15 protein-coding genes and 1 pseudogene are annotated in these 19,624 nt (G+C 54.1%); 7 read left to right on the plus strand and 9 right to left on the minus strand.

Going from position 1 to position 19,624, the window contains the following annotated elements; all coding sequences use genetic code 11:
• Positions 1 to 273: 273 nt before the first annotated feature.
• The 3 genes from T8A63_RS20210 to T8A63_RS20220 all read right to left on the minus strand — a co-directional run bounded on the left by T8A63_RS20210 (position 274) and on the right by T8A63_RS20220 (position 4,778).
• Complete coding sequence (locus tag T8A63_RS20210; RefSeq protein ID WP_322346548.1) at positions 274 to 1,557, minus strand: glycosyltransferase; 1,284 nt, start codon at positions 1,555 to 1,557, stop codon at positions 274 to 276.
• Positions 1,558 to 1,779: 222 nt separating this feature from the next.
• Positions 1,780 to 3,687 (minus strand): polysaccharide deacetylase family protein, encoded by a 1,908-nt coding sequence (locus T8A63_RS20215; RefSeq protein ID WP_322346550.1) that lies wholly within the window; start codon positions 3,685 to 3,687, stop codon positions 1,780 to 1,782.
• 608 nt (positions 3,688 to 4,295) lie between these two features.
• The gene (locus T8A63_RS20220; protein ID WP_322346551.1) at positions 4,296 to 4,778 is read right to left on the minus strand and encodes a DUF995 domain-containing protein; all 483 of its coding nucleotides are present in this window, start codon (positions 4,776 to 4,778) and stop codon (positions 4,296 to 4,298) included.
• A gap of 263 nt (positions 4,779 to 5,041) precedes the next feature.
• On the opposite strand from T8A63_RS20220, the gene T8A63_RS20225 reads away from it, so the two are divergent.
• The gene (locus T8A63_RS20225) at positions 5,042 to 5,389 is read left to right on the plus strand and encodes an H-NS family nucleoid-associated regulatory protein (protein WP_322346553.1); all 348 of its coding nucleotides are present in this window, start codon (positions 5,042 to 5,044) and stop codon (positions 5,387 to 5,389) included.
• A 298-nt stretch (positions 5,390 to 5,687) separates the two neighbouring features.
• Complete coding sequence (locus T8A63_RS20230) at positions 5,688 to 6,533, plus strand: DUF4214 domain-containing protein (protein WP_322346555.1); 846 nt, start codon at positions 5,688 to 5,690, stop codon at positions 6,531 to 6,533.
• A gap of 364 nt (positions 6,534 to 6,897) precedes the next feature.
• Here T8A63_RS20230 and galE read toward each other — a convergent pair whose 3' ends face one another.
• From galE to T8A63_RS20255, 5 genes are all read right to left on the minus strand, one after another.
• Positions 6,898 to 7,881 carry a UDP-glucose 4-epimerase GalE gene (galE, locus tag T8A63_RS20235; protein WP_322346557.1) on the minus strand — a complete coding sequence of 328 codons (984 nt, stop codon included), beginning with the start codon at positions 7,879 to 7,881 and terminating at the stop codon, positions 6,898 to 6,900.
• A gap of 145 nt (positions 7,882 to 8,026) precedes the next feature.
• Positions 8,027 to 9,703 (minus strand): hypothetical protein, encoded by a 1,677-nt coding sequence (locus T8A63_RS20240; protein ID WP_322346559.1) that lies wholly within the window; start codon positions 9,701 to 9,703, stop codon positions 8,027 to 8,029.
• A 266-nt stretch (positions 9,704 to 9,969) separates the two neighbouring features.
• The gene (gene istB / locus T8A63_RS20245; RefSeq protein ID WP_306043557.1) at positions 9,970 to 10,701 is read right to left on the minus strand and encodes an IS21-like element helper ATPase IstB; all 732 of its coding nucleotides are present in this window, start codon (positions 10,699 to 10,701) and stop codon (positions 9,970 to 9,972) included.
• Entirely contained in the window at positions 10,698 to 12,197 is a 1,500-nt protein-coding gene (gene istA, locus T8A63_RS20250) for an IS21 family transposase (protein ID WP_306043556.1), read from the minus strand. The genes istB and istA overlap by 4 nt, the downstream gene beginning before the upstream one ends.
• Positions 12,198 to 12,663: 466 nt before the next feature.
• Positions 12,664 to 14,094 carry a glycosyltransferase family 4 protein gene (locus T8A63_RS20255; RefSeq protein ID WP_322346563.1) on the minus strand — a complete coding sequence of 477 codons (1,431 nt, stop codon included), beginning with the start codon at positions 14,092 to 14,094 and terminating at the stop codon, positions 12,664 to 12,666.
• 120 nt (positions 14,095 to 14,214) lie between these two features.
• Between T8A63_RS20255 and T8A63_RS20260 the strand changes: the two genes are divergently transcribed.
• Entirely contained in the window at positions 14,215 to 15,495 is a 1,281-nt protein-coding gene (locus T8A63_RS20260) for a glycosyltransferase (RefSeq protein ID WP_322346565.1), read from the plus strand.
• An 8-nt stretch (positions 15,496 to 15,503) separates the two neighbouring features.
• A complete protein-coding gene (locus T8A63_RS20265; RefSeq protein ID WP_322346567.1) occupies positions 15,504 to 17,036 on the plus strand; it encodes an ABC transporter ATP-binding protein in 1,533 nt (510 codons plus the stop codon).
• Between the two features lie 191 nt (positions 17,037 to 17,227).
• On the opposite strand, the gene T8A63_RS20270 is transcribed toward T8A63_RS20265, so the two are convergent.
• A complete protein-coding gene (locus T8A63_RS20270) occupies positions 17,228 to 18,583 on the minus strand; it encodes an IS1380-like element IS1247 family transposase (RefSeq protein ID WP_006473457.1) in 1,356 nt (451 codons plus the stop codon).
• An 87-nt stretch (positions 18,584 to 18,670) separates the two neighbouring features.
• Here T8A63_RS20270 and T8A63_RS20275 point away from each other — a divergent pair.
• The 3 genes and pseudogenes from T8A63_RS20275 to T8A63_RS20285 form a co-directional block, all read left to right on the plus strand.
• A pseudogene (locus tag T8A63_RS20275) lies at positions 18,671 to 18,730 on the plus strand (hypothetical protein); the annotation flags it as partial.
• Between the two features lie 27 nt (positions 18,731 to 18,757).
• Entirely contained in the window at positions 18,758 to 19,006 is a 249-nt protein-coding gene (locus T8A63_RS20280) for a hypothetical protein (RefSeq protein WP_322346610.1), read from the plus strand.
• 36 nt (positions 19,007 to 19,042) lie between these two features.
• Positions 19,043 to 19,456: a cytochrome c gene (locus tag T8A63_RS20285; RefSeq protein WP_322346568.1), complete on the plus strand. Its 414-nt coding sequence runs from the start codon at positions 19,043 to 19,045 to the stop codon at positions 19,454 to 19,456.
• Positions 19,457 to 19,624: the final 168 nt, after the last annotated feature.

Genomic DNA, 19,624 nt, shown 5'->3' on the forward strand with positions numbered 1-19,624 from the left:
CCGGCGTTTTTTCCGCGCGTTGTGTCAAGGTGCGAGAAAGCGCGCTGTTTGGCCCCAACTGACTTTGGCTGGGGTCAAGCAAGCAGGTGATAGGTAAGCCATTGCGGGCGAAAGTATCTAACACGATGGCGGTTCGCGGGGGGGATGTTCTGCTGTCTAAGCCATCAAGGACCACAAGGGTATTTTGAGGTGTGACCGTAGTGCTCTCTGCAGTGGTGGCTCCAGAAAGAAGCAACGGGGCTGCGGTCCCCCATTTGAGAAAAGTTCGACGCTTCATGACGCTCTGTTTGCCGTGTCAAACTGGAAACCTACGCGGGTCATGCGCCCCCAGTTGGCCAAGGAGCCCGTAGCCGCCCGCCATAGCGCCCGGATCACGGATATATATAAGATCGGACGATAAAAGAGGCGCTGAAGGGGAAGCAATAGTAGGAGCCATCGATCCTCCAGAGGATCTAAGCGGAATGCCCTAATGGCGCTCAGCACCTCCAGTGTTGGAAGCATCAGGTAAGCAATAAGCAATGGGCTGGCTATGACCTTCGCATGTTCGTCTGCCGTTCCGAAGTCCGCGACAAACTCTACAATAAGGATCACTAAGAACAGGTCCGCCAAAGGCGCAAGGAGAGGCATAAGGTAGCCAAAAACTGCGAGATCTGGAAGCGCGACCAACCCCAGTGCCCGCCCTTCTATCGTGGCGCCCAAATGTTTCCAGCCAGCCTGCATCATGCCCAGTGACCAGCGTAGTCGCTGTGTCATAAGCCCTCTGAGCGAAGCGGGAACTTCTGTTTTTGCGATAGCGCGGTCCTCATAGAGCACTTTGTACTTTGACCGGATGACGGCCATTGTTATATCTGCATCTTCCGTAAGGGTTTCTGTCGAGAAGATACCGGCTTCCATCAATGCTGTCGTCCGCCATGCGCCAATCGCGCCCGGAACAACGGTTATCGCATTAAGGTGTTCTTTTGCCCGCCGTTCTATGGCTTGGGATGTAATGTACTCTAGGGCCTGTAGCCGGGTGAGCAGATTGCGCCGATTGCCAACAACAACTTTGCCCGCCACAGCCCCGACGTTTGGGTTCTCAAAATGCGCGGCTAACAAGCGGACTGCATCGGGCGCTATTTGAGAATCTGCATCGATACAGATCAAAATGTCGCTTTGGGCTTCATCAAGGGCTGCGTTAAGCGCTGCAGCTTTGCCGCGGTTGGGCTGCTTTAGAACGGTCACCAAGGGGTGGTACGAGAAACTTGCTGCTTTTAAATAGGTATCATCTGTTGACCCATCGTCGACGACGATAATATCAAAATCTGGGTACTCAGATAACAAAGCTTTTTGGATGCATTGCTCGATGACCTGCTCTTCGTTGTAAGCGGGGATCACGATTGTAACTGAAGGCTCATGACCTGAGGGTGTGGGGGTATGACGTTGGCGGCGCCCCGCCAGAAGAAGCAAGCTTGCTGAGCGAAGGGCACCAACTGCGAAGACAGTCCAGAACGCCACTTGAAGAACAGTCCAGCTGCTTCCCATTGCAAAGAATGAGACATTGCCGAGCGTTGCGGTCATCGGGTCTCCGTCTGGCAAAAGAGTATCGGGGGAAACGCCCAATAGGTCTGCAAGGGTTGTGAAGGTATAGCCTTTGTCTCGCAGCTCAGAGATCACACGTGGCAAAGCAGCGACGGTTTGGTGCTGATCACCTCCCCCGTCATGAAGCAACACAACGCCTCCCCCATTTAGCTCCACTTGCTTAATGATCTCATCTGCAAGCGCATCGGACGTTTGCTCAACTCAGTCTTGTGGGACAATATTCATGCCTGCAATGACATATCCAGCCTCCTCGAGAGGGAGCAAGGAGGCAACCTCCTTGGAGGTAATGGGCCCTCCGCTTCGCATGTAAGGCTCACGATAAAGGCGCATGTTTTTGCCTGTTATGCCGTTTATCAAAAGCTGTGTGGAGTTGGCTTCGACCTTAGCACGGGAGGCGGAGATCTCAGCCATATTGGGGTGCGAGTAAGTATGAGAGCCCAGCTCGTGCCCCTCCGCTAGAATGCGCCTTATCAGGTCTGGTGAAGCTAATGCGTTGCTACCTAAAACGAAGAAAGAAGCGGGTGTCTGGGTCTGGCGCAAAATATCTAGTGCAGCCGGCGTATGTTGGGGGTGGGGGCCATCGTCAAAGGTAAGAACAACCTTGTTCGGCTCGCCTTCCCCGTAAAGCTTTCCAGCTGCCGCCTGAGGCATCTCATCATAGACCGCGGAGGTAACCTCGCCTGTTTCTGGACTAATTTTGATGGTGCGTTTGCCCACCTGAGGCATGGAGCGAGGTGCAACAAAGGGCCCGCGGCCCGTGAGGGCTACATAATTTGACAAAAGAACGCTTTCTAAGGCTGCGGAAGGCAAGGTCATGCCGCGGGTGGTCTGATCTAAGACTGCCCAAATCCCGGGGTCTTCATAGCCTAAACCGCTTAAGCTCAGAGCCTGTATCCCGTACCTTTTCAGGGTAAGTATCTGATTTTGAGCTGTCATGGCATCAAGGAGCCATAGCTGATGCTGTAGGCCTCTTGCATCTAGATAGCTTGCCCGAGTGTTCCCTGAGCCCGGAGCCAGCGTGGCAAAAGCATCGTGTTGAGCAAGCGCCGTCATGGCTTTTGCAAAGGGCAGCACTTCCGGACGCGGGCTACCAGAAACCCAATCCAACGAGTGGGTTCCCAACTCAACCACAAGTTTGCTAGGCGCCACATGCTCCTGAAAGGCTTTAATACGCTCATTAAACCAACGCTTGTCTGCAAGCGGTTGCGGGGCGGACCCGATCCAATGCTCTTGGTAACCTTTGATCACAACGGTATCGAAGAACCGGTTGGCAATGACTAAAAGGCTAGCGGCAGCACTGCTTGGGAGCCTAACGCATGTTTCCAATCCCCTGCTTTTAAACTGACTTGTAAGTCGGCGGCTTAGAATACTGAAGGTTTGACCCTCTATAAGAGCAAGCGAGCTTGCGTCTATGCAGTAGCCTTTCACATTAGCCGTTTGTGAAGGCTGATCCAAAAAGTCACTCAGTGCAGCGGATACCTTCGCGGGGCCGGTGGGGGTCCGCAATGGCCCCAACGCAGCCGTATCCCACTGCAGGATCGGCATGATGTCAAAGGTGCCAACTTCGGTGCGCTGCTTAAACAAAGGCTGGCGGGTCTCAAGGCTCACTTCCCCGACTTGGACATCGCCGTCTAACTCAGTGAAGTGAAACCAAGTAGGCATAGCCACATGGATGGTATTGCAACTCTCACTGAATGAATGCGTAGCCCAAGGAAGTTCCGCAGATACAACCGCATATACCTTTAATGTTTGGGATGGCGCTGCGCCCTGCCCCGTTCTGTTCAAGCACTGATACTTTTGAAGCTCTTGTTGAGCGTAAAGGTCGATCGCTGGCATATCAGAGCCATGCTCTCCTTCTACCAAGAGGCTGTTTCTGACAGAGGCTGTGTGCCCTTTCAGGGTGCTGATAGGTTCTGGTAGAGCTGCTTCAAGCCCTCCATCCAATCCTACTGTAATCGCAAAAAATAAAAGCCAAGCGATGACGCCACTGATAAGCGTGCCAGCTGAAAAAATAACACGCGCTTTCCGCCGCCGACTTGGGTCAAAAAAGACGCGATCAGACAAACCACGAGTTGCACGTGGTTCATGGTACCCGCGGTGCGCATTCATGCGCCCCTTTGCCTTATTCTCTTGTCGCTTAGCGTTCCACATCGAGTATTCGCATCTATAGCTTGCTGTATAGAAGCGCAGTGTGAGGCCACCCGAATATTATGCCCACGCGAACGTCGCCAACCATTTGAAAGCCAAGAGACCGGGAGCGTTAAAAAGAAGTAGCCGCTTTCAACGTACCGTGAGGATGCTCAAATGTGGTTGGCGATCTGTTGCTGGCAGAAAAGCAGTGCTCGCATTGTTACAAATCTATACAGAAAGCGAGTATAGATAGCGGCAGGAGTGTGTCACGCGTTTGCCCATTTTCCGCCTAATTTGCAACTTAAGGGTGTGCCATTGTTTCGCTTTTCGAATGCCTTGTGCGAATAAGTTCAAACTGTTGAACCTAAAGAATAAATGAATCTTTCTGTAGGCTTATGATTCGTTCTCTTCTGTCCTAATATATGTCGTCTAAGTTTGGCGTGGATCGAATCGTTGACATATTCCCGTACGTAGAAAAAATGGAAGATGATCGTGTCCCCCACAGCACACGGTCATCCCAGTAGCGGCTACAGTTTCGGCTGTAGCCGTTTTTTCCTTAAAGGCTATGTACGGAAATATTCCGACGTTTATATGCCGAGTTTCTTTTTGAGAGCCAGCACTTCGCGCTGATAAGTATAGCCCCGTGTAAGGGCTTTATCACCCTTGATAGGCCACCATTCCGTTTGCCCCGGGTAGCTGCGCCAAACCCGGTCAAAACGATCGACGACATGCAATATGCAACTTTTCTCACCCGGCGAGCTACCTGCGCGACCGTTATTGGGCCAATACCATGTAAGATTGTGACACATACGCCCATAGCTATCTACGGTCCACTCGCCTGCGCCTAAGCTATCGCTGCTCTGCGCACACCACGCGCGTGCTTGGCTGTTTGCGCCAAAGTAAATTCCACCTTGGCAATCTGCTTCCCAAGTTTCTGTCTTTCCAACGTATGCTGCAATAATTTGGCGAGGGGTTGGCGTTTTCGCGCCATAGGGAAGAGGGTCTGCTGCTGCGCCGACTGGAAGAGCTGCGATAAGCAGTCCAACCAACCAAGTTTTCAGGAAAAACATGCTAAGAAGCTCTTTCTATAAAGGATCACATCGCATGATGGTCAGGATTTTGTGCTTTCAAGTCAATATATATCCCAAGCTCCTTTGCTCAAAAATTGATCTTTTGCCCTTCCAGCTTGGTAAGTGAAGCGCGCGCCCTGAAAGTCACAATTTTGCGATGCGTTGCGGTTAAGTGCTTAAAATTGCGAGGCTATCTTGAATAGATAGCTTGATGCGCCTATGAAACAGGAAAGCCAATCCTATTTGCAGGTGAAAGAAGCCCTATGATCTCTAAAGATGAACTGAAAGCGATGTCCCGAAAGGAGCTTGAGAAGCTTCTAAACAGTGTAAGTAAAGCGCTTGCCTCTGCGAAAGCGAGAGATCAACGAGAGGCAAAGAAGGCCGCTGCCAAAGCCGCTGCGGAATTCGGCTTCTCTCTTGGTGAAATCTCCGAAGCCGACGGCACAGTCCAAAAGAAGACGAAAGCAAAAAAGGCCCCCAAAAAGCCCTCAAAGCCCGCTTTTGCGAACCCAGAGGACAAAACGCAGACGTGGACAGGTAAAGGGCGCCAACCAAACTGGTACCGCGCTCAGATCGCAGCAGGCGTTGAGCCTGACGCCATGCGCATTTGAACCTATATAACGACAAGGCCCTCGTCCGCGACGGGGGCCGAAGCGCCAGAAGGTATTTAATCCATTTCGGGGCATAGGGCGCGCTTCAGTGATTGTACTGCAGAAAATTAAAGCTCAAAAATTCCTATAATGTTCCGATAGTTATCGTGAGATTTCTACTTCAGGTAGATGTCCGCGCGCCATAGTTTTAACATTTTTATAGCCATGTAAGATTCAGCTTATTATCCTTTTTAAGCGGCGATTCCGGGCAAATTTTGTGCTGTCGGTCGCTTGCTGTTACTTTTTTAGGAGAATTTGCATGGATGAACTGACGGTCGGCGATGTTCGCCCCTTCTTGGCGATGATCGCTAATAACCCGCTTTTGAATGATGCTGAGGGGCTCGCCTCACAGTTGCGCGACATCATAACCAGCCTGGGCGTTCCGATTACTCCTGAACTGGACGCATCCTTGTCCGCCATTGAAGCAAATCCCATCCTTGTATCCGCAGGGATTGAAGAGTTGCGCAGCGCCATTGAAGGCTTGCCAGATTCTATGCTTCTCAGCGACGTCGAAGGGTTTGGATCGGTAACTCCTGGCGGCCCTGACGTGACGCAGGACCAAAACGGAAACGACATTCAAACCTTCCAGTTGCCGTTCAGTGGGACGACGATCTCTATCGAGGAGGATGGGGTCACGGTCACCCTACCCGGGGGCGAGCCGCAAAAACTCGTCGGCCTCGATCGGCTAGAGTTTACCGACGGCACGCTGTTCTTGGATGTTCAAGATGGTGCTGGGTTGGTTAAAGCCGCTTACGAAGCCTTGCTTGGGAATGCTCAGCCGGATGCGGAAGGTTTCGACTTCTGGCTTGATCTCTACGAAGGGGGAACCATCGATACGTTTGCCCTGACAAACGCCTTTACGCAAACTGAAGCTTTTTCTCAGCAGTATGCAGAGGCATTAAATGATGCTGAAGCTTTGGTGCGGTCTATCTACCAAAATCTGTTTGACCGCGAAGCAGATGACGCTGGGCTGAACTTCTGGAAAGAGTATCTCGATGCGAACGGTATTTCCGATTCAGTCGACGAAGCTCTTGCTTACATGATGCAATCTGAAGAGTTTGCACAACTGGTGGGCGCGACTTACACCGACGGCGTCTTTGTTTAGAAAGACCTGGGTGGGGCAGCTGTCTTACAGCAACTGCTCCACTCACAGAGATGATAGATACGTCGGGTGGGGCACCTAATACAGGCGCTGAAGGCGCGTATTTGTGGCTTTCTACCTTATCCCGAGTTGAATGCGCTGGCCATGCCGGCCGGCGCGCGGCGCTCTTTAACCCCTCTTAAAGTAGCGCCACGAAAACGAAGACTGCAGTGATGAGGCTATATCCGATCATGTGCAGGAAGTCTGACTTTGCAGGCTGTGTCATATTTTGCTCCAATGCTGCTCTATAGGCACCATTGTTGACCACGAATGCGGCGATAAATTGCCCTAGGCTGGGCTTAAGGATGCAATTTTAGTGTCTTTGGGGCTATTGTTCGTAGTGGCCAGTTTGGTGCCATCTCCAAGCATCAGCAATCATGTTGTTCAAGGTGGAACGCTTAGGTGTCCAGCCAAGCTCATTGATCGCTCGAGAAGAGCCTGACACGAGCTTGGTGCAATCTCCTGGGCGTCGCGCACCGATTTTATGAGGCACCGTTTGATTGGTTACGGCACGGCTATGATCGAGCACTTCGCGCACTGAGAAGCCGCTACCAGTGCCGAGGTTAAATACTCGGCTGCCCCTATCCTGTTGAAGCCACTTCAAGCCCAGAACATGGGCATCAACTAGATCGCAGACATGCACATAGTCACGAATGCAGGTGCCATCGGGCGTGTCATAGTCATCTCCGAAGACCGTCAGCGCAGCCCTGTTCCCAGAGATCGCATCAAGCATGAGCGGAATCAAATGCGTCTCCGGCTGGTGAAACTCGCCCACTTCGCCTTCGGGATCTGCCCCGGCTACGTTAAAATAGCGGAAGATAACATGCTGCAGCCCGTGGGCGGCTTCAAAATCACGCAGAATGTCCTCAATCGCGCGTTTTGAGGCGCCATAAGCGTTAATCGGATACTGTGCGCTATTTTCATCCAGAATGACGTTGTCCTGATCCCCATAGGTCGCACAGGTAGATGAAAAGACAAACCGTTTGCAGCCGGCCGCAACCGCTGCCTCAATCAGCGTAAGGGATCCGTTGACGTTATTGCGCCAGTAGAGACCCGGCTTTGTCATGCTCTCACCCACTTGGCTGAGAGCCGCAAAATGCATAACCGCGACGGGTTGATGTTCCGCAAAAACCTCATCTAGCCGTGTGCGATCTAGCAGATCACCCTCCTCGAAGGGGCCAAACTTTACTGCATCGCGCCATCCGGTGATGAGGTTATCGAATGTCACTGGGATGAACCCAGCCGACTTCAGCGCTTTGCAAGCGTGCGAGCCAATATAGCCTGCCCCGCCGGTTACCAGTACCTTATTCATATCACCTCTCCACCCGCCTAGTTAAGCTCGCTGTAACCCAGAAGGTCTGCTTTATTTTGGAGGCTTCTTGATCGCGCTATACTTCGCATGACGTGCTTCAGTTGGAGCGGTGAAGCAGCCTGCCGCCCCCGCTCTCGAAAAGCTCTTAAGCGATCAGATCAAACTGCGCCATGTCGCTCTTCAATCCAATAGTAGATACAACGCCACCATCATCGTACGACCAGCTTTTCGCGTAGATTTCCGGAGCATTACTGCCCCCTTCGAACGCGTCCATATGGATGAAGATGATTTCTGTGTTCAAGTTGACGACTTTAATGTTGCTGTAGGTATGGAACAAGAAATCCAAAAACTCGCGCGCTTCCAGGTCGAAGCTTTCATAGCCAGGCAGTTTTTCAGCCAAGCCTACCGGGGTAGACGGCGACTTTGTCTCCTCCGTGTTCAGCAATTGGACGAGCTCACTGTGATCAATCTTGTCGAGGCTTGTGATCTCAAAGCTCTCAAAGGCCGCGTCAAAGCTCTGTAGAAAGCTAACCTCTTCCACGTTGCTATCGGAAGATATCGCGCTTGGAGTTTGAACCGGCTGCTCATTGGGAGCTTCCGCAGCTTTTTCATCTTGATCGCTCGGCGGTCGTTTAGACATCATGGCCACCGGCTGTGCGGGCTCAGCGTAAGAGAGCTCTTCAGTCTCTTTTATGCGGGTGCTCGAAGGACCTTTGGTTACGAGCGCGACTTCGGCTTCGGGATCAATATTTGGCGCTTCCGGTGCAGTTTCTTCGCTCTCCACTTCGGCTAAACCAAGGTCACGCTGCTGGAGCTTTATCGTTTCAGATGCCATTAGAAGGGCGGCTTCTTTCGACTTAACGTGCTCAAGTGCGGCGGAAAGGCTTTCTAAGCTTAGCTTTTGAGTAAAGCTGTCATCGGTCGTAATATCCAGAATGCTTCCAGCCGGTAAAGGCAAGCCAACGGCCAGGGCCACCAAGCTTAAGCTTACCCCAGCGGCTTTCGCACCATGCCCTGAAAGCCCTAAGGCCAAGCCTTCGCGGCTAGACGATGAACTGGACGTAGCCTTCACGATATCTTGCGGCGCAGACGCTTTCTGAACAGCGCTCGACAACACCTCCTGGTCGCCATCATGTCCTACTGGTTCTTTGCCAGCTGCATCTTCATGAGATGAACCCCCCATTTCTTTTGGCATGTTTGCCGTAGTGGCGGGAGTTGCCGCGATCAGTTCATCCGACATCAGATATACAGACCACACCAGAGCCGCGAGCGCCGCCGCGGGATGTATGAATACGACATCCCGGTTGCGTTTTGTGAGCGACACAACATTCTGCCCGGCCTGTGCCACTGGCTGCACGCGTCGCGAGAACTCTGCCACCAGATCGTGCAGGCTGTCTCCCTTAATAGGGGTTTCCTGCATTTGGCTGGTTACCAAATAGCATCCGTCAAAACGGCTAAAATGCACCAGAACCTCGTTTTGGCTGTCCATAAAGACAAACCAAGGGTCTCCTTCATCTGTGACGCCATGATCTACTTGGGTCGTGACGCCTGCGAGGGCGAGTATTCTTTGCGTCCGGTAAAGATCCGCCAGTTCTTGATTGGTCCAACCTACTGGTTGCGTGCAAAGGCTATGGGATTGCTGAAGGAAGGAGACGTTTGCTTCAAAAGTCTGAGGGCCGTCATCAACGCCATCCCCTGCATCCATCGGACCATAAAGCTCTGCCATGTCGAGGCGGCTGCAGGCGTCATCTGTCTCAGTCAGCCCAGAAGCCGTTAAAGCGCTCGACCGAGCAAGCCGTGGAAAACGAATAACATCAGACATCAAGTAAATCCTTTGCGCCACCATATCAGTCTTGAAGCAAAGGCCAAGATGTTATGGCGCTCTGGACTTAGCACGGGCTCACCCACCTCCCCAAAGGTTTTCGGGTGGATGCAAAGGGTGTTGGTTTACGAAGAAGGGCTGTCAATGAGCGTTTAAAAGTGACCCGGTTTCAGCGTTTGATTTTGACCCGCCTATTGGGTGCCAAAGCCCCCAGGCGGACCGCCCTCATATAGCGAGTCCGTCTGGGGGCTTTGCTTGCGACGCGGCTATTTTTCTCTGCGACTTTTGCTCTGAGCGAAGCGATATGACGTGTTGCCCGTTTCGATGATGGCACAGTGGTGCGTGACGCGATCCAAGAGCGCAGTTGTCATCTTGGCATCACCGAAGACAGCGACCCATTCCCCGAACTCCAAGTTGGTGGTGATGATGACGCTGGTTTTCTCGTAGAGCTTGCTGATCAGGTGGAACAGCAACGCGCCGCCGGATTTCGGGAACGGAATGTAGCCCAACTCGTCGATGATGACGCAATTCAGAGCCGACAGCTGCCGGATGATCTTCCCGGCATTGCCGTCGGCCTGTTCCTTGATCAGGGCATTGATCAGATCGACCGCGTTGAAGAAGCGGACCTTCTTGCCGTTGTTGATCAATGTGGTTCCAAGCGCGATGGCGATGTGCGTTTTGCCTGTCCCGGTTCCGCCGACCAAGATGAGGTTGTGCGCCTCTTCGGTGAACTGACCCGAGCAGAAGGGTTCGATCTGGGCCTTACTCACCGCGGCCGCGCCGTAATCGAAGGTGGCGAAGTCCTTATGATGGGGGAACTTCGCGATGCGCATTTGATACTGGATGGAACGCACCCGCCGCTCTACAGTTTCCGCGTCGATCAGTTGCTTTATCGCTGTGGTCAGACTTGGTGGCTTGCGCGCGGACAGCAAATCATGGGCGCAAGCTGCCATTCCATGCAGCCTCAAGGCGGTCAGTTGGTCGATGAGAGCGTTCATGCGGCAGCCTCCTCGGCCGAGCAGAGCGCCTCATAGCGCTTGCAGTCGGCCTCGGGCCGCACGGTCAGCTGCGGATAGACATTGCCCTCATTCAACGGCGTGATGATTGGCTCCACCAACTGGTTGATCAGATTGGTGATGGCAGGAAGGCGCAACGTGTTTTGTTCAACTGCCAGTTCGCAGGCCGTCTCCACCACCTCGATCCCGTGGTCCTGGGCCAGTAGAAGCAGATCGACGAACTCCCGGTCCCCGCCTTTGCCAGCCATGTAATGCTCCCTGATCCGATGCATGGCCTCAGGCAGTTGCCAGTCCACAAAAGGGGCGCCGTCGCGCAGAGCGCCGGGCTTGCGATCCAGTAGAGGAACATAATGCCAAGGTTCAAAGTAGCTGACGTTGCGGGTGAAGCGACGCTTGTGCTCGGCAATAACGTCCTGGCCTGACACCAGCACGATCCGGCTCGCATAGGCGCGCAAGGAGACATGCTGGCCTGCAAACCGGGAAGGCACGCTATAGCGATTGCTGGCATATTGAACCAGGCAGGTGGAACGGACCCGCACCGTCTTTTCCACGTAGCCATCAAAAGCCCGCCCCAGGGGGCGCAGCTCGGCGCGCTCATCTTCAAAAACCTCCGCAATCGTGCGGGACGATTGTTCAGGGTGGGCGCGGCTTGCCAATTCCTCGCAGCGCAGACGCAACCAGTTGTTCAGCCCATCCAGATCATCAAAAGCTGGCATGGGAACAAACAATCGGCCTCGTAAAAAATGGACCTGGTTCTCCACCTGACCTTTCTCCCAACCCGACGCGGGGGTGCAGGCAACCGGCTCCATTACATAGTGGTTCATCAATGCCAGGAACCGGGGATGGAACACTCGGTCCTTCGAGCGGGAGACATAGGTCACCATCGTTTTGGGATTGTCGATGATCACCCGTCGCGGAACCCCGCCGTAGAAGGACAGCGCCCGTACAAAGGCATCCAACACCATTTCTTGGCTCTCGCCGGGATAGGCTACGACAAAAGGTTTGCGACTATGGCACAGGCGGAAGTGGGCAACCTTTACCTTCTGCTCGACACCACCGAGAACAACGCGCTCTTCGCTCCAGTCAAACTGGAGCGCATCACCGGCAGCAAAATGCAGGGGGATAAACGCCTCTCCCGATCCAGCATCGGCACGTTTGAGGTCTCGGATAAATCGCTGAACCGGAGAATAGGACCCAGTATACCCTTCCGAGACGAGCTGTTCGTAAAGCTTCGTGGCCGTCCGCCGCTCCCGGCGCGGGCGCTTGTGATCCTGCTCGAAAAGCTCTTGGAGCCGCGCATCAAATCCATCGCACAGCTTATGCCGGGTCGGTGGCGCTTGCCGCTGATAGCTCGGTGGACTGTCGTCCTTCAGATACTTCTTCACCGTGTTCCGCGACAAACCGGTTGCCCGCGCCACAGATCGGATGCTGCGACCCTCAACCAATATCCAACGACGGATCTTCGATACACTTTCCATCAATATCACCTGCTCATTCCTCCGCGCTATCCAGCGCGGATGCTAACGTGGCAGGTGGGTCAATTTTGCACGCTCATAACCCACCCAAGTGGGTCAATTTCGCATGCCGATTCACACATTAGAGGTGCTTTTGCCATGCGAGAAACCTCTGTGCGCACTGCGCCAGAGCAGGGGCATTACACGGCATCATTCCTTTTGCGCGGATAGCCTTCGGGTCGCGGGTTTGAGAAGAAGGCATAATGCGCGTCTCGCCTAAAGTCCGTCACAGCTCTCCGAACGCATCCCTGAAGGTGAGGCCAAGGGCCGGACGATCAGGGTTTTCGATACATGCGTCAGTAAACAAAAATGCTGCGATCGATACCGAAGTTGGTGAGCATGCCGATCGGCGCGCCCGATTTTCAGTATGTATAGCGACCCTGCTACGATAGGCTTCTATAGATCGCAGCGTGACAGTCACGCGGGAATCTCAACTGGGGCCTTTGTTTAGAACTGCCTCGACATCCTGAGCGACATCATCCCATGTCCTAAGAGACGTGGCGCTGATCTTTTGCTCCAACTCACGACGATAGTTGGGATCTGCGATCAACTTATAACAGGCATCATAAATGCTGCTAATGGAATGCGCATCACAGTAGGCGACCATATCGCCTCCCACCTCAGGCATCGACGAATTTTGGGCCACAACCGCTGTTTTACCAAATGATAAGCTTTCGCCGATCGGCAAGCCCCACCCCTCGTAGAAGCTCACAGTCGCTGTAAAAAGACAGTTTTCATACAGGAAGCCGAGTTCTGTATCACTGGGGCCTTCGGCGAACTGAACCCAGCCTCCTAAGTTACCAGTTGCCTCCATTAGCGCTTCGAAGTCATCGTTGTACCATCCTCGCTTGCCCGCAAAGATGAGGCGCGGAACATTGAGTTCAGGGGTCTGAGCCAAACGCTGCCAAGCTTGCGCAAGGGACCAAAGGTTCTTACGGGATTCCATAGTGCCAACGACCAGCACATATGGCATCTTGGTTAGGTTCAACACGGAGTGCCGCACCCCGTCCAAGCTGCTCAGCCGAGATTGAATAGGCTTTGCAGGATCGCTTACCCGGTTGGAGTGCACCACACTAAACTTTTGGGCCAAGGGGACAACGTCAATGGGCCGCTGGCGCCCGACCTCATCCATAAAGCGCTGAAGATCCTGTGCGGTGTTCTGAGAGTTTGCAATAAACCGGTCGCAATACCCCATAGATGCTTTGAGCCAGTGAAAGAATGCGCCTGAAAAATCCGCAGCGATATGTTCCTTGGCGATCAGGGGGATCAGGTCGTGGACCAGTTGGTGGATGGCTATACCGTGGTCATCTTTCAAACCTTGAAGAGCCTGCTCTAGCCCATCTATATCCCAAATCGCGCCCAAAATGACGAGTTGATCGCCCGCCTTGACCGTCTGGCTCAGATTGAATGGTTCGATTTCCTGATTTGCTTTGGCCTGCACAGGGATTGAGCGCTCTTTGAACGCATTCCATGCTTCAAGGCTCGACCCTTTTCGAGCGAAGTATCGCTCATGACCACGGGCCGCATGATAGGCGCGCACCATATAGTGCAGCCAGTATTTCACAGGTTTGTTGCGATACCGGACCAAGGTCGGAGCAGCATCACTTTGTCGACGCGCTCTCTTGCCAAAGAAGACCTCCCCCAAGTCATCTGCGGAGAACTCTTCCATCCCACTGATAAAGCTGGATTCTACGGAAACATACGCGCGACGCCGGCGGTCCCAGTAGCTCAGCCGGACATTATCCGCACCCAAACGTGCCACCATGCGGCGTATCACTTCAAAAGAAACCCTTTGAATGCCTGAGACAGTGGTTTCCTTCTCTATGTAGAGAAGAATATCAGTCACGTCGAAATAGTACATGTTCAAGCTCTTCTTCGGCCCTGTCCCGCAAGCCCAAAAAGGCTAAAGCTGCGCGTTATCCATGCTCATTGACGAACATTTCCATGTTCCTCAACCCCAGTCACGATGTTAAGAGGACGTATGAGCCCCATATACTATGACCTTTCAGAACAGTTTCTCTCTTCTGGCATAAAATTTCGGTACTACGGAATCGCGCGCACGGTCATGGAAGTGGGCTATGAGCTCGCTTGCTCGTCAGCGGATGTGCGCTTTGTCATATTCTCGCCAGCCCATGATCGCTTCTTTGAGGTCACCCCACGTATCGGTGCCCAATCTCCAACAGGAGCTTGTGACCCTGACATCTCCCATGAGGCTAAGCCATTACGTTTGCGTTATAGTTTCCCCCAGCCTCATCCGGTACGAGATGCGCTTTATCCACTGTTTCGCACCATCGTAAAGCGCATTTGCCTTAAGAAATGGAACCGTGCGGTTCCCCCTGGAAGCCTGCGTGAGGTCGATTTGTCAGATCAAATCCTGGTCTCGTTAGGACGGCCTAAAATGATGGCCGATTATCTGGTGGCGATGGATCGGCAGAATATACGTCCACGGTTTTTCCCTCTCGTTCACGACATGATACCTTTGCATGAGTTCGCACATCCTCGGCAAAGCATGTTTGCGCGCAACTTCGCTCACGACAATGGGATTGTCATCCGTCACGCTGAAAAGGTGATGACCAACTCCGTTTTCACCAAATCCGAGCTTGAGCACTTTGCCGCCTCAGGGCACCTACCTGCCCTACCGCCCTTAGAGCCTGTGCTTTTGCCGCATGAACTGCGCGAGACAAACGAAGACGTGGAAGTCAGCCCGCCCCAAACCCCCTACATTTTGGGGGTTGGTGTGATGACCGGCCGCAAGAATCTCGAGTGCGTTTTACAGGCCATGTTACACTTGCATAACACTGGTCGTCCTGTCCCCACCTTCGTTTTAGCTGGCGCTCATAGAAAGCGAACTGTCACATACCTAGACAGCCCCGAGCTTGCACCAATCAAAGACAAGGTTCAGATCATACTCGACCCGAACCAAGCCAGCTTGAGAATGCTTTACAGCAAAGCGCTTGCCTTGGTGATCCCCAGCCATATGGAAGGCTTTGGCTTGCCGCTTGGCGAGGCGCTGTGGTTGGGAACACCGGGGCTTGCCGCAGATGTTCCTGCGTTGCGAGAAGTGGGAGGAGAACTCGCGGAATATTTTGACCCTTCAGACCACACCGCTTTGGCTGCTTTGATCGACAAAATGCACAGCGATCCCGTCGCCCATGCCGCGCTAAAGGCAAAGATACAGCAAAATCACGCTTCCTTGCGCACTTGGAAAGACGTCGCGGCAGATGTGATTGCTACGGTATCCCCGCCTAATACAGGCGCATAAGGTCCATCATGTCAGAAGAAGATCATACCGCTTCTGCCCCGGCAGATACGACTAAAGCTGCTTTGCGTAAACGCAAAGAGCGTGTGCCGCTTTTTAATGATCAAGACAAAGACAACATCTCTTGGTTCTGGACGAAGTACCTAAAGCAGCGCGCCCCCTGGTTAGTGCTCGTTATGGTGATGATCCTTATTCAAGGGTTTGCCTATCAACAGTTCATCTCGTTGACGGAGAGTGGTCTGCGGGTGATCTTCGATGACGGTCGTGTTTCAGGCCTAATCAAAGTGTGCGGTATGGTACTGGCGATCTTCTCCATACGCGCCGTAATGTCATACTGGGTGCCCCGGCTTTCTGCATGGTTGGCCAGTGATGCGGTGTTCAAAATGCGCCGAGATCTCATTGATCACCTGATGACATTAGACTTGGCGTTTTTTGAGCGGACGAAGTCGGGCGACATCATTTTGAAACTCGTCAATCAGGCCCAGGACCTCTCAGGCTTTATCGGCCAGACCACAGTCAACGCCGTCCGGGATACGGTCACGATCATTGCCGTCTCAGGGTACCTGATCTGGAAGAACCCGGCTCTTTTTGCACTGGTCATCATTGTGATGCCCACCATCACAATTGTGGTTCGGCGCATTTCTCAGGGCATTAAAGGCACACAAGCCACCGCGGAAAATGCCATGGGCAACTACATGTCGGGCATCGAAGAGATGACCAATGGCATGCGCACGGTCAAAATATCGAACCAAGAGCCGGTAGAGAAAGCACGGCTCAACAAAGCCACTGGTGAGATCAAAGATCTCACCATCCGCCTTCAGAAGCTACAGGCGATGATGAGCCCCACAGTCGATATTCTCGCGGCCATCATCTACGTCTTAATCATCGGCGTAGGCGGATACATGGCCTTGAGCCCCTCCTTTGAGATGGATGGCGCCGGCATCATTGGCTTTATGATCGGCATGGCGCTGATCTTTGATCCAGCGCGCCGCCTCACCGCGTTCTTCGTTAGCATGCAAGCCAGCTTGATTATTCTAGACAGCCTGCGCTCGCTCTACCGCGAGCTGCCGACAATCACCAATGCGCCCGAGGCTAAAGAAGTCTTTGATCCCACAGGAGACATCGTCCTTGACGATGTAACGTTCCAGTATTCCGAAAAGCACCCGTTGTTCCGCAATGTGAACATGACGTTCGAAGGCGGGAAGGTGACAGCTATTGTCGGAGCGACAGGCTCAGGCAAAACATCGGTTCTAAGCCTGATTGCCCGTCTATACGATGTAAGTGACGGTGTGGTGACCATTGGCGGCACTGCGGTCAAAGATTTGCGCATCGACAAGCTGCGGCAGTCGTTTTCTGTCGTCGCCCAAGACATCGTTATCTTTAACAGTTCGATCTACGAAAACATTAAGTACGTGCGCCCCGACGCCCCGGAGGATGAGATCTGGCGCGCTGCAGAACTTGTGGGCATCGATCAACTCATGCGCGACCGGGGTGATGCCCCCTTAGGGCCTAAGCCTGCATTCCCCAGGTGGCGTGTCGTTTGAGGTGAAGATCGCCTGTATCCGATCGCTAGACAAGGATTTTCTGCCGCAAGCGGCACCTGCGGTCGCGCAGACTGCTGGATCTGGACGGATCAGACCGCGAAGCCGCTGTTTCCTTGCCCAGGGGCGGCGTTTTTCAGCGCAGCGGACAGATCTGTCCAGCCGCTTTCGTTCAGTTTGAGCGTGGATCGCGATCATGCGCATAGCGGTGGCGCTCGCAATCGGCGGATAGCGGCGAGGATGGCGCGTACCATCGTGCCGGTGACAGCGACCTCGGCCAGCTGGAAGGTGATGGTGCGGGCGTGACGGACCACACGTGCCCCGATCTTGATCAGCTTCAGTTGCAGGCTGGTCAACGACCAGTCGGCCATGGCTTCGGGCAGCTCGATGCAGCGCAAGAAGGTGGCCAGGTTGTACGCCAGGGCGTGCAGTTGCAGCCGCACCTCATTGTCGCGGAACTTCCGGCACGACAGCCGCGTCCAGCGAAAGGCGTATTTGCCCTCTTTGATGTGCTGCTCGGCGGTGCCGCGCTGGTTGTAGAACCGCACCACCCAGTCCGGCTCCATCGGCAGGTTGGTGACGATGAAGCCGACACGCGGGAACAGTTCGCCCGGATGCCATTCGATCTTGGCGATCACCCGGCGTTCCTTGTCCCAGGACGCCGCCTGATACTCGAATTCCTCGAAGAACCGCTTGACCTTGGTCAGTGACGGCCGCCCGACAGGGCGCGTTAGCCGATGCGCGATCTTGTCCTTGAGGACCGCGTTTGCGGGCAGCCGGATGGCGTAGAAGAACCGCGCTTCTTCCAATCGCTCATAGATCGCCGGGATCGCGTAGGCAGCATCGGCCCGGAAGAACCTGCCACCAAGGTCGCGCTCCGCGTAGCGCGCAATGACGGGGTCGAGAACATCACGCCAGCCATCGGCGCTGTGGACGTTGCCATGGCGCAGGGCGCAGCGTTCCAGCATCCCGAACTGGTTGAACAGAAAGTTGGGGTGATAGCAGCTACAGTCGAAATGGCCATTCCAGGCGGACCCTTCCTGGTCGCCATGGGTCGGGCTGACCGAGCTGTCCATGTCCAGAACGATGTACTTCAGCCCGTTACGGTCATGGAACCGGTCGATCCATTGCCCGTTCAGGTCGGCCAGCGCGGCACGGTTCCCGGCCAGAGCCAGCGTCTCGGTCTCGAACCGTCCCATCTGCGATGCCGAGGCCGCTTGTGCATCGACCGCTCTGCCGCCGACAACTTGGCGCATGACCGGATCGCAGGCGAGACGGTTGGCGTCGTTGACATCCTCGTATCCGGCCAGCCGCCCAAAGACTGATTGCCGGAACAGGCCGTCGAGCCGATGGACCGTGTTCTTGCCAGAGCGAGTATCGCGCAGCGCCGCTGACGCCAAATCGGACAACCCGAGCGCGTCATCAAGCTCGCGCATCACCAGAAGGCCGCCGTCGGAACTGAGCTGCGTGCCGCGAAATTCCAGCCGCACGCGAGGGTCGAAATCCACCCGATCTGCCCGTTGCAAGCCCGCACCCTCTGGGTGATCCATGAAACGCGCCCCTCGCAGCCTTCAACACCATGTTTTATATAGGAAATATAATGGTCAGGACAGCGAAATCAGCGCCTTACTTGGGAAATGTGGGCTAAGGGCTCTCAGCTTTCAGGTGGCCAGAAACAACGCATTGCCATCGCTCGCGCGTTTTTGCGCTCCGCACCTATCCTATTGCTTGATGAAGCCACCTCCGCGCTTGATCAGCGGACCGAGGAAAGGGTCCGCGGCGCGATCCAAGAGCTTTCAAAAGACAAAACCACGATCATGGTCGCGCACCGCCTTTCTACCGTAACCCATGCAGATCATATCTATGTGCTGGATGAAGGGACCGTGGTCGAAGAAGGCACGCACGCACAACTCATGGAGCAAGAAGGTCTCTATGCCGCTATGTTCAATGCGCAGCGTAGCAGTTACGGTTGAAGCGCTTGACTTGCACCGACACCGAGAGGAACCGATATGCCACCCCTTAAACTTCCCCTATTCTCAGTGGCAGCACTTGGCATTGTGGTGGCGGCCTGCACAGCGCCTTCAATGCCCGAAGCGCCAGATGGGGCCAAATTCTATGTGGAAAACTGCGTTGCGTGTCATGGCATGTCCGCAAAAGGCGATGGTCCCCTGGCATCAACGCTCGATACCGCGCCAACGGATTTGACACTTCTTGCCCGCAAGAATGGGGGCAGCTTCCCGCGCGCGCGGGCTCTGAGCTATGTCTATGGCCACCCCGAGCAACGCGAATTGGCGCGCGATATGCCGCAATTCGGCGGGGCTATGGCACATGATACGGTACCGGTTGAGATCAATGGTATCCTTACACCCACTCCACGTGAACTCGCGGGGTTACTGGTCTATTTGGAAAGCATCCAGCGATAGGGTTCTTGGGCTGGAACAAGCTGCGTAAGCCTTAAGCGCTCGGCCGGATGCGAGACACGCCACCCTTTTGCACAAAATGCGCAAGCATTGGGGGCAAAATCAGAGCTCTACGTCGATTGAACTGCTCGCCGGCTCCGATGCAACCGCAGGCCCACAACAGCCTCAAAA

The organism is Sulfitobacter sp. OXR-159, assembly GCF_034377145.1.
Taxonomy (GTDB): Bacteria; Pseudomonadota; Alphaproteobacteria; order Rhodobacterales; family Rhodobacteraceae; genus Sulfitobacter.

Bases quoted from the DNA above. Each gene is read 5' to 3' on its own strand.
- T8A63_RS20210 (WP_322346548.1), bottom strand. From the start codon at position 1,557: ATGACCGCAACGCTCGGCAATGTCTCATTCTTTGCAATGGGAAGCAGC.
- T8A63_RS20215 (WP_322346550.1), bottom strand. From the start codon at position 3,687: ATGAATGCGCACCGCGGGTACCATGAACCACGTGCAACTCGTGGTTTG.
- T8A63_RS20220 (WP_322346551.1), bottom strand. From the start codon at position 4,778: ATGTTTTTCCTGAAAACTTGGTTGGTTGGACTGCTTATCGCAGCTCTT.
- T8A63_RS20225 (WP_322346553.1), top strand. From the start codon at position 5,042: ATGATCTCTAAAGATGAACTGAAAGCGATGTCCCGAAAGGAGCTTGAG.
- T8A63_RS20230 (WP_322346555.1), top strand. From the start codon at position 5,688: ATGGATGAACTGACGGTCGGCGATGTTCGCCCCTTCTTGGCGATGATC.
- galE (WP_322346557.1), bottom strand. From the start codon at position 7,881: ATGAATAAGGTACTGGTAACCGGCGGGGCAGGCTATATTGGCTCGCAC.
- T8A63_RS20240 (WP_322346559.1), bottom strand. From the start codon at position 9,703: ATGTCTGATGTTATTCGTTTTCCACGGCTTGCTCGGTCGAGCGCTTTA.
- istB (WP_306043557.1), bottom strand. From the start codon at position 10,701: ATGAACGCTCTCATCGACCAACTGACCGCCTTGAGGCTGCATGGAATG.
- istA (WP_306043556.1), bottom strand. From the start codon at position 12,197: ATGGAAAGTGTATCGAAGATCCGTCGTTGGATATTGGTTGAGGGTCGC.
- T8A63_RS20255 (WP_322346563.1), bottom strand. From the start codon at position 14,094: ATGTACTATTTCGACGTGACTGATATTCTTCTCTACATAGAGAAGGAA.
- T8A63_RS20260 (WP_322346565.1), top strand. From the start codon at position 14,215: ATGAGCCCCATATACTATGACCTTTCAGAACAGTTTCTCTCTTCTGGC.
- T8A63_RS20265 (WP_322346567.1), top strand. From the start codon at position 15,504: ATGTCAGAAGAAGATCATACCGCTTCTGCCCCGGCAGATACGACTAAA.
- T8A63_RS20270 (WP_006473457.1), bottom strand. From the start codon at position 18,583: ATGGATCACCCAGAGGGTGCGGGCTTGCAACGGGCAGATCGGGTGGAT.
- T8A63_RS20285 (WP_322346568.1), top strand. From the start codon at position 19,043: ATGCCACCCCTTAAACTTCCCCTATTCTCAGTGGCAGCACTTGGCATT.